This window comes from Pantanalinema rosaneae CENA516, from assembly GCF_050753385.1.
Classification (GTDB): domain Bacteria; phylum Cyanobacteriota; class Cyanobacteriia; order Leptolyngbyales; family Leptolyngbyaceae; genus Pantanalinema; species Pantanalinema rosaneae.
The window spans coordinates 1-5,747 of sequence record NZ_JBLZFZ010000120.1 but is presented as its reverse complement, the minus strand read 5'-3'; the positions used below and the strand labels follow the sequence as shown (position 1 = coordinate 5,747).

Annotated in this window: 9 protein-coding genes; 7 read left to right on the top strand and 2 right to left on the bottom strand. The window is 64.4% G+C overall.

Annotated features, from left to right (window positions below; genetic code table 11):
• A partial coding sequence (locus ACN4EK_RS31795; RefSeq protein WP_431662456.1) for a DUF2336 domain-containing protein occupies nucleotides 1-543 on the top strand: 543 nt, incomplete at its 5' end.
• Between the two features lie 19 nt (nucleotides 544-562).
• On the opposite strand, the gene ACN4EK_RS31790 is transcribed toward ACN4EK_RS31795, so the two are convergent.
• Nucleotides 563-1,483, bottom strand: coding sequence for a DMT family transporter (locus tag ACN4EK_RS31790; protein WP_431662455.1), 921 nt, complete (start codon nucleotides 1,481-1,483; stop codon nucleotides 563-565).
• A 417-nt stretch (nucleotides 1,484-1,900) separates the two neighbouring features.
• Between ACN4EK_RS31790 and ACN4EK_RS31785 the strand changes: the two genes are divergently transcribed.
• From ACN4EK_RS31785 to ACN4EK_RS31770, 4 genes are read left to right on the top strand one after another with little or no spacing between them, the layout of a single operon-like run.
• Entirely contained in the window at nucleotides 1,901-2,425 is a 525-nt protein-coding gene (locus ACN4EK_RS31785) for a response regulator (protein WP_431662454.1), read from the top strand.
• Nucleotides 2,308-2,985, top strand: coding sequence for an HD-GYP domain-containing protein (locus ACN4EK_RS31780; protein ID WP_431662453.1), 678 nt, complete (start codon nucleotides 2,308-2,310; stop codon nucleotides 2,983-2,985). Before ACN4EK_RS31785 ends, ACN4EK_RS31780 begins: the two co-directional genes overlap by 118 nt.
• Before the next feature lie 50 nt (nucleotides 2,986-3,035).
• The gene (locus ACN4EK_RS31775; protein WP_431662452.1) at nucleotides 3,036-3,632 is read left to right on the top strand and encodes a TadE/TadG family type IV pilus assembly protein; all 597 of its coding nucleotides are present in this window, start codon (nucleotides 3,036-3,038) and stop codon (nucleotides 3,630-3,632) included.
• On the top strand, nucleotides 3,593-4,186 hold the full coding sequence (locus ACN4EK_RS31770; protein ID WP_431662451.1) for a hypothetical protein: 594 nt from the start codon (nucleotides 3,593-3,595) through the stop codon (nucleotides 4,184-4,186). The genes ACN4EK_RS31775 and ACN4EK_RS31770 overlap by 40 nt, the downstream gene beginning before the upstream one ends.
• Before the next feature lie 175 nt (nucleotides 4,187-4,361).
• On the opposite strand, the gene ACN4EK_RS31765 is transcribed toward ACN4EK_RS31770, so the two are convergent.
• A complete protein-coding gene (locus tag ACN4EK_RS31765) occupies nucleotides 4,362-4,823 on the bottom strand; it encodes a potassium channel family protein (protein ID WP_431662450.1) in 462 nt (153 codons plus the stop codon).
• Between the two features lie 201 nt (nucleotides 4,824-5,024).
• On the opposite strand from ACN4EK_RS31765, the gene ACN4EK_RS31760 reads away from it, so the two are divergent.
• A complete protein-coding gene (locus ACN4EK_RS31760) occupies nucleotides 5,025-5,213 on the top strand; it encodes a hypothetical protein (RefSeq protein WP_431662449.1) in 189 nt (62 codons plus the stop codon).
• A 37-nt stretch (nucleotides 5,214-5,250) separates the two neighbouring features.
• Nucleotides 5,251-5,559, top strand: a complete 309-nt coding sequence (locus tag ACN4EK_RS31755; RefSeq protein WP_431662448.1) for a hypothetical protein — start codon at nucleotides 5,251-5,253, stop codon at nucleotides 5,557-5,559.
• The last annotated feature ends 188 nt before the right edge of the window (nucleotides 5,560-5,747 follow it).

The window sequence follows — 5,747 nt, the reverse complement described above, 5'->3', positions numbered from 1 at the left end:
CTGCTCGCCATCGACGGGGCCCTCGCCTGCGAGGAGTTCGACGAGGAATACGGCGAGCCCTCCCCGACCGGCGAAAAGCTCGTCGCGACGATCTCGCGCGCCATGCGCAACGGCGACGCGACCTGTTTCTCCCGAACGATGATGATGGCCTCCTTCGACTACGTCGCGATGCGCGCGATGCGGCGCTCGATCAAGCGCGAGGACATCGAGCGCTGGCTCTCGCGGCGGCAATACGAGGACGCGATCGCTGGCCTCGCGATCCTGAGCGCCATACCGCCGGAGCTGGTGGCCCGGCTGATCGTCGCCGACTCGCTCTACCCGTCGGCGATGCTGATAAAGGCGATCGGCTTCGACTGGGCGACGCTCAAGCCCTTCTGGCGGGAGCGGGTCGATGTCGGCGTGCCGCAGGAGAGCGCGATGGAGGTCTACGCCGTCTTCGACGCCGTGAGCCGGACGACGGCGCGCCGGATCATGCGCCACGTGGCCCTGCGCAACAAGGTGATCGCCTTCCCCGAGGTCGAGCCGGCGCCGGCGGCCGCCTGAACCGGCGCGGGCCTTCCGGTCACTCGCGCGCGTCGCGCGGGGCTGCGGGAGCGGCCGCCGCCCGCGCGCGCCGCTCCGTGACGAGGATGAACACGCCGCTGCCCACGATGACGAGGGAGCCCGTCCAGACCCAGGCGTCCGGCAATTGCCCGAACACCGCCCAGCCGAGCAGCACCGCGCCAGCGAGCTGGAGATAGGTGAAGGGCGAGACGAAGGGCGCGGGCGCGACCTCGAAGGCCCGCACCATGAAGTAATGCCCGAAGCCGCCCGAGAGACCGAGGCTCGCGAAGAGCGCCCAGTCGAGCGCGGAGCCCGGCGTCTTCCAGAAGAACGGCAGCGGGATCGTCGTCAGCACGAATCCCGTCACGGCGATGTAGGTGATCGACGTCGCCGCCCTGTCGCCGGAGGCGAGCTTGCGCGAGAGGAGCTGGTAGCACGCCGCCGCCATGGCGCTGCCGAAGACGATCGTCGCCGCGAGGTCGAGCCCGTCGCCCGGCCGCAGCACGATCACCGCTCCGATGAAGCCCGCCAGAATCGCGAACCAGCGGCTCACACTCACCCGCTCCCCGAGCACGAGAGGCGAAAGGGCCGTGACGATGAAGGGCGCCGTGAAGCTGATCGCCGCGGCCGTCGGAAGCTGCACGTAGAAGAGCGCCGTGACGTAGACCAACGTCGAGACGCAGAGCATGCTCGATCGCAGCAGCTGGAGCCCGAGATTCTCCGTGCGCAGCAACCCCGCGCCGTAGACCGGGGCGAAGACGGCGAGCATGTAGAACAGATGCCCGGCGTAGCGCGCCCAGGTGATCTGGAGCACGCCGTAATCCTGCGTGAGATATTTCGCCGCCGCGTTGAGCATCGGAATGAGCAACGCCGCGAAGCACATGTAGAGGACGGCCTTGTTCAGATCCTCCGGCCGCCCCGCCGGCGCGTTCATGGGCATGGCTCTCCGCTGCGCGACGGGAGGAACGTATCAGAGGCGCGGGGCGGGAGCGGCGCGGAAATGCGCACGGGCGGGAGGGCGGGGCGCGCGGGTCGCCCGCGAGGCCGGCCGGACAGGAGCGAGCATGGACGCCGACTCTTCCGTAAAGCGATCCGCGACAAGAGGCGGCTGTCGCGGCGAGACCATCGCGAACACGGGACCGACCTCGAGCCCTCCTCATGGCCTGCGCCGCAAGCCATCGCCCTCTGCGCATGACGGGATCCGCCCGAAGTCGCCGATCAACGGAAATCCGGCCAAAGACACGTTTTCCTCAGGCACGACGTAGAGGAAGCATCAACCAAGCACGGTGCCGGGAAATCACGACACCCATAAAATAAAGCAATAGATTAGATGTTTTTTATATTTTCCCCGCAAAATATGGCTTCGATGCTGAAAATGCGTCCTTCGGGCAAGGGCATGGCGATGGACAAGTATCGGGTTCTGGCTGTCGATGACGACCCGATAGCGCTGGAGCTCATCGCGGCCGCGCTGGCGACGACCTGCGCCGTCCAGCTCCGCCGAAGCGCAGAAGAAGCGCTCCTCGAGCTTGGTCGCCGGGAGCAAGTCTACGATCTCGTCGTCACCGACATCGGGATGCCGGTCATGGACGGCATCGAGCTTGTCGGCCACATTCGCCGCTTCGAGGGCATGTCCCTCACGCCGATCATCGTATTGACGGGGCGATCCGACCAATCGTCGCGTTCCCGGGCGCTGATGGCGGGCGCCACGGATTTTCTCAGAAAGCCGGTCGACGCGCAGGAGCTGCGGATCAGGGTCGGAAACCTTTGCGAGCTGAACCGTTCGAGACGAATGCTCGAGATGCACGCGGAAAATCTCGAAACGAAGGTTCGTCAGGCGGTCATCGAACTATCGGATCGCGAAGAGGAAATGATCTTCCGCTGAGCCTCGCCGTCGAACAACGGGACTACGCGACGGGAAATCATCTGAAGCGGGTGTCGTCCTACGCGTCGGAAATCGCGAAGAATATCGGCGTCGACGCGAAAACCGTATCGGACATCGCTCTCGCCTCGCATCTGCACGATATCGGCAAAGTATCGATTCCGGACGACATCCTTCTGAAGCGCGGCCCCCTCGACGACGAGGAGCGTCGAATCATGCAACGGCACGCTCACGCGGGATTCAAGATCCTGAGCGGCAGCAAGAGCGCGCTGATCCAGCTGGCCGCCGAGATAGCCTATTGCCATCACGAACGCTTCTCCGGGGGCGGTTATCCTCGAGGGATCAGCGGACGAGACATTCCGATAGCGGCGCGCATCGTTTCCGTCGCGGACGTTTTCGATGCGCTGACGACGACGCGTCCCTACAAGGAGGCATGGCCCTTCGAGGATGCTTTCGCCGCAATAGAAACGGCTTCAGGCAGTCAATTCGATCCTGAATGCGTCGGCGCCTTCATGTGCCAGAGGAAGCGCATCCTCGAAATCGCGACAGAGCTTTCAGACTGACATCGATTTGACGGAGCAATCCGGCCAAATCGGATCAGAGGAATTTCCAGATGAACGCGAATTCTTCGACAAGATTAATCCAGCGTTTCCGACGGGAAACGTCCGGAAACCTCGCGGTCATCGTGGGATTGTCCTTGCTTCCGCTGCTCGGGGCGGTCGCCCTCGCGATCGATGTGACGACTTGGTACAGCTCGCGCGCGCGCCTCCAGAGCGCGGCCGACGCCGCTGCGATCGCGACGGCCAGGGAAATGCGCCTGGGCGCCACGTCGCCCGAGGCGCTGTCGGCGGCTGCGGAGGCGACGGCGCTTTCGGCGTTGTCGGCCTATTCCTCCGAGGCTTCACGGGCGAGCGTTTCCGCCGTCGTGAACAGCGACGCCCATTCGGTGAAAGTGACGATCGAGCACCCTCTGGACCGCGCCTTCAGCCGCGCGTTCACGGACGCCCTCGCCAAAGTGCAGGTCTCAGCCACGGCGCGCGTGACAGGCTCGGCGCCGATCTGCGTCGTCGGTCTGGATGAATCCGAACAGAGGACTCTGAATTTCGAGCAGGCGCGCTGCTCTCGGCGAAGAACTGCGCCGTCTATTCGAACTCCACGCACCCGCAGGGGATGCGCATCGCGAATTTCGCGGAGATCCGCGCCAGCCTGATCTGCTCCTCCGGCGGTCAGTTCGGACCGCTCGCCGCCTACCAGCCGCCCCCGCTCCTCGACTGCCCGCCCCTGCGGGACCCGCTCGCCTCGCGAGCCGCGCCGGCGGTGGGAGCATGCACCGAGACCGGTCTGGTCGTGCGATCCCGTCGCACGCTGACGCCCGGCGTCTATTGCGGCGGCATCCGGATCGAGCAGGGCGCGGAAGTCACCCTGGACCCTGGCCTTTACGTCATCAAGGACGGCCCGCTGGCCGTCGAGGACGGCGCGTTGATCGGGCGCCATACGAGCTTCTTCTTCACGGGCGCGGCGGCGGTGCTCGCCTTCGACCGGTCGTCGACGATCGACCTCTCGGCCATGCGCGACGGCGCGCTTGCGGCATCCTGTTCTTCGAGGACCGCGCGTCGCCGCCGGGGCGGGATTTTCGCATCTCGAGCGACGACGCCCGCAACCTGCTCGGCACGATCTACCTGCCGCGAGGCGATCTATTCGTCAATTCGCGGAGCAGCGTGGCGGACCATTCGGCGTTCACCGTCATCGTGGCCCGCAAGCTGAAGCTCTCGGAGGCCCCGGTCCTGACCCTCAACACGAATTACGGCGCGACGGACATCCCGGTGCCCGACGGCGTCGGGCCAAGCGGCGACATCTTCCTGTCGGAGTGATCAGGCCGCCGGTGGGCGGGCGGTCGCTGAAGCTCACAACGACCGGCGGAAGAGACGCCGGCTCGGGTTCATTTGTTCGCTCGGCGTTGCTGCATGACGTCGCTGAACGCCGATGCGAGAATTCCGGTGGGTATCGCGATCACGCAAATGCCGCCCATCGCGGTGAGCCCGGCGAAGAACTTTCCGAGCGCCGTTACCGGAACCGCGTCGCCGTATCCGACCGTCGTCAACGTGGCGAGCGACCACCACATCGCGCGCGGGATCGAACCGAAGACATCCGGTTGTCGCTCGCCCTCAACCAGGTAGAGAAGGGTCGAAGTGAAGAGCAACAGCGAGACGACCACGACGACGCTCACAAGCAGCTCGAACCTGCGCAAACGCAACGCTTCGCCGAGATGGTTCATCGCAGCCGAAAACGCGCCGAGCCGCGAGAGGCGCAGGAGACGGAGCAAACGCACGAAGCGGAGAAGAAACGTATCGGGTCCCATCGCCATGACGAATATCGGCATGATCGCGACCAGATCGAACAAGGCCGCGGGGAGATGGCGTATCGCAAGCGGCCGCGCCAGCCATGGCCATACCGCCCGCCGACCGGCGCAACCCAGATGCGCGCTGCGTATTCGATCAGAAACAACGTTCCAAACGACAGCTCGAAGGCCCAGAACAGCGTCTCGTTGCCTTCGTGTATGGTCGGCTCGCTCTCCAGAACGGCGACGAGACACGAAACGACGATGGCGACGACGACGAATTTGTTCGCGGGGGACAGGCCCTCTCCGGCCAGGATCGCGGTCCAATTGCCGGTGAAGCGCCATCTGCGCATCCGCCGCAGACCGCCGGAGATTCATCTCGACCCCTTTGGAAACCTGATTCGACGCCGCAAGATATTTCAGTTCTCGCGTGATATCGACGTGATAGAATAATGATCATTGTCGTATTTGAAATCGAATAATTCGGAGAATGAATAATGGCGTTCAGATTTCGGCGATCCATGAAGATCATGCCCGGCGTGCGGCTCAATTTGAGCAAGCGTGGCGCGTCCGTTTCGCTCGGACCGAAGGGTATGAAGCATACGATCGGTCCCGGCGGCCGCCGAACGACCGTCGGAGTCCCGGGATCTGGCTTTTCGCACCCGACGATACACCGTCGAAAGCAAAAACCGTCTGCGGGCGCCCCGACTATTTGGGGATTTTTTCTGTTGCTCTTCTTGGTCTTGGCCCTGTTGTCATCGATCCTGTGACGCGTATTTCCTATGAAGCCGATGCGTAGCACGCTCACCAGGGTGCGCGATTCCCGCTCATGTCGCCTCGTGAGGCGACCGGTCCGTCGGAACCGGGGGATAGTGATCGCGTCACATGGCCCGCCGTTCGTAATCGCCTGAACCGCCAGCCTCGCGACGACAGCCACTGGCCGGGCGGAGTTCCGGCTTGACGTCGCCCTGTCTCTTATACACATCT